This window comes from Moorena sp. SIO4A5, from assembly GCF_010672005.1.
Classification (GTDB): domain Bacteria; phylum Cyanobacteriota; class Cyanobacteriia; order Cyanobacteriales; family Coleofasciculaceae; genus Moorena.
Map to the genome: position 1 here is coordinate 1 of NZ_JAAHHZ010000588.1, position 3,068 is coordinate 3,068.

Sequence of the window (3,068 nt, forward strand, 5' to 3'; positions counted from 1 at the left end):
TAACAATAATCTCGGTCATTTTTGGGGGGATTACTTACTAAAATTTGTGGCTCAACGCCTCACTAATTTTGTGGATAGTCAGGGTACAGTTGCTCGTTTAAATGGCGATCAATTTGCCGTTATTATAGCCACAGCTCAACACAAACAAGATGTCATCAATCTTGTCCAAACCATTCTTGACAGCCTCTCTCAAACCATCGTTCTGGATGATCAAGAAGTTTTTATCACCGCCAGTATTGGTATTGCCATTTATCCCCGTGATGGTGAAGACGTTGAACAATTACTCAATCATGCCAACCAGGGGATGCTTGAGGCAAAGCGTCACGGTGGTGATCAATATCAGTTTTACACCAGTGCATTGAATGTCAATTCTTCAAATCATCTTACCTTGCAGAGTAGCTTACGCTATGCTTTGGAACGGGAAGAATTCCAGGTTTACTATCAACCCCAAATCAGTCTCGATACAGGAAAAATTGTTGGTGCTGAAGCTCTATTACGTTGGCATCATCCAGAACTCGGTTTGGTTCCCCCAGCAAAATTTATTCCAATCGCCGAAGAAACGGGTCTGATTCTATCCATTGGAGAATGGGTATTACAGCAGGCTTGTCAGCAAGCTAAACTCTGGCAAAATGATGGATTTACCTCTTTTCGTATAGCAGTAAATTTATCAGGTCGTCAATTTAATAAACCGGAATTTTACCATAATTTAGTAAAGATTTTGCAGTCAACTGAGTTAACCTATCGAACTCTAGAATTAGAACTAACTGAAAGTATACTAGTAAAAAACACTGAGACGGCTATTCGTCAGTTAAATGAGTTTAAAAACCTAGGCTTAGAAATTGCAATTGATGATTTTGGTACCGGATATTCTTCATTAAGCTATTTACAACAATTCCCCTTTGATGTTCTCAAAATTGATCAGTGCTTTGTCCGTAATATTGTGCATAAGCCTAACCAGGCTGCTATTACTAAGGCAATTATACAAATGGCAAAAAGTTTAAATCTACAACTGATTGCTGAAGGAGTAGAAACTCAAGAAGAATTTGCTTTTATTTATTCTCATAAATGTGATCGAGTTCAGGGTCACTTGATTAGTAGGGCTTTACCAGCGCCGGAATTTAAACGTTTGCTCAATAGCGGTATTGGTTTCCCACTACCTCAAGTCAATTAGATTAGTTTTACAAAGCGGAAAAAAATGGTAAGAACAAAAATTCTGTTAATTGAAGATGAACCTTCAGTACGAGAAAATATACTGGAGTTACTGGAGGCTGAGGATTTTGAGGCGATTGCTGGTAGTAATGGTCGGATTGGTATTGAGTTAGCCCAGAATGAATCGCCGGATTTGATTATTTGCGATGTCATGATGCCAGAACTTGATGGTTATCAGGTATTGCAGACCTTGCGTAAACATCCTGCTACGGCAACTATTCCTTTTATGTTTCTCACAGCTAGAGCTGAAAAAACTGATCAGCGCCAAGGAATGGAATTAGGAGCAGATGATTATCTAACCAAGCCATTTACTAGAGTAGAACTACTAGGAGCAATTACTACTCGATTGGAAAAGCAAGCTGCCCTTGAGTTGCAAAAAGATAAAAAACTGGATGATTTGCGTAGTCATATTACACTGTCTTTGCCCTATGAAATGGATAAACCCCTAAATCGGATTCTGGATATTTCTAAACTAATCATGGAGAAATGGGAAAGTTTGGAACGATATCAAATTAAGACTATGGCAGAAGATATCCATCATTCGGGTGAAAGGTTATTAAGGTTAATTCAGAACTTTTTACTTTATGCAGAGCTTGAAATAATCGCTACAGATTCCAAGAAAATTGAAAATTTGCGAAAGACTACCAGTAAATTGCCTAATCCGGTTCTGGCTAATTTGATTCAGAATCTTGCTCAAAAGACAGGACGGGTTGCGGATTTGCAATTAGATTGGCGAGAGGCTACTATTGCTATGTCGCAAAACCGACTTAATAAAATGTTGGAAGAGTTAATTAATAATGCCTTTAAATTCTCACAAGAGGGAACACCTGTTTGGGTAAATAGCTATTCAGAAAATAATACGTTTATCTTGTCAGTCCACGACAAGGGACAAGGGATATCTGAAGCTGAAATGGCCGAATTGGAAGCGGACTTACAGTTTAAAGGTAACCTCTACGAACAACAAGGCTCAGGCTTGGGGCTGGTGATTGCTAAACGTCTAGTTGACTTACACGGTGGGAAATTAACAATACATAGTACACTAGGAGAACAAACTACAGTGCAAGTAATACTACCTCTAATCTCCAAAGGGCTACTCCCTTGACCAAGAACCATTTAGGATCTATCATTTACCATGGACTTTCTTTCCTTAAGTTGGTCGCTCTCTTAGGATAGAGAATAATATATTTTAGGGGATGACTTGGGTAGGTTATATGCTTAAACCAAGAATTGGAGGTATTTTGTAACTTGGGTTGTAATCAACTTAACCGTTATGGCAGGACATAGTAAATGGGCAAATATTAAGCGTCAGAAAGCGAGGGTTGATGCAGTTAAAGGTAAGACCTTTGCTAAAATCTCTCGGGAGATTATAGTAGCTGCTCGCAATGGTATCCCGGATCCGGAGGGTAATTTTCAGCTGCGGCAAGCGGTGGAAAAGGCGAAGGCAGCAGGGATTCCTAATGACAACATTGAAAGAGCGATCGCAAAAGGAGCCGGTACCCTAGGCAATGAGAGTGACAATCTTGAAGAGATTCGCTATGAAGGGTATGGTCCAGGAGGCGTTGCGATCTTGATAGAAGCTTTTACTGATAATCGGAATCGGACAGCAGCTGACCTGCGCTCAGGATTTACTAAAAATGGTGGTAATCTGGGTGAAACAGGCTGTGTTAGCTGGATGTTTGAGCAAAAGGGTGTCGTTACGCTTACCGGTGATATCACAGAAGACCATTTGTTAGAAGCATCCCTTGAAGGGGGAGCTCAAACTTATGAGTTGAACGAGGATTCCGAAGGTGTAACGGCTGAGGTATTTACAGAAGTTAGCAACCTGGAAAACCTGAGTCAAATATTGAAAAATCAGGGCT

The 3,068-nt window shown here is 40.1% G+C and carries 3 protein-coding genes; all 3 read left to right on the forward strand.

All coding sequences use genetic code 11. From position 1 onward, the window contains the following. A partial coding sequence (locus F6K57_RS41450) for a bifunctional diguanylate cyclase/phosphodiesterase (protein WP_293074955.1) occupies positions 1 to 1,171 on the forward strand: 1,171 nt, incomplete at its 5' end. A gap of 24 nt (positions 1,172 to 1,195) precedes the next feature. After that, a complete protein-coding gene (locus F6K57_RS41455; RefSeq protein WP_293074957.1) occupies positions 1,196 to 2,311 on the forward strand; it encodes a response regulator in 1,116 nt (371 codons plus the stop codon). Positions 2,312 to 2,479: 168 nt separating this feature from the next. After that, the coding region (locus tag F6K57_RS41460) for a YebC/PmpR family DNA-binding transcriptional regulator (protein WP_293074960.1) at positions 2,480 to 3,068 on the forward strand (589 nt) is incomplete at its 3' end.

What these genes read in the sequence shown, in the direction of transcription:
- F6K57_RS41455 (WP_293074957.1), top strand. Translation starts at nt 1,196, where the DNA reads ATGGTAAGAACAAAAATTCTGTTAATTGAAGATGAACCTTCAGTACGA.